At 39.6% G+C, this 245-nt stretch carries 1 protein-coding gene; it reads right to left on the reverse strand.

The genetic code is table 11. The annotated features are described in order from the left end of the window. On the reverse strand, nucleotides 1–245 hold a 245-nt coding region (locus AC0IW9_RS31670), incomplete at both ends, for a diacylglycerol/lipid kinase family protein (RefSeq protein WP_471652247.1).

The following is a 245-nucleotide window of genomic DNA, read 5'->3' on the forward strand; positions in this document are numbered from 1 at the left end:
GGACCATCCTTCGTTCTCGAAATCGTAATTTTTTGTCCGCGGATAATCTCAATCATATCAGAACTTTCGGCAGTTCCTTTTAACATAACATAACTTAAAACAGGCAGTTTTAGTATCGAAAAGGGCTTTATAATGCAAACATCCAGCAGGCCATCTTTAACTGAGGCATCTGGTGCAATGTAAACATTATTGCCATATTGTGATGAATTTGCCACGGTAACCGCGAAGGCTTTCCGGTTATAATC

This window comes from Belnapia sp. AC561 (assembly GCF_979252845.1).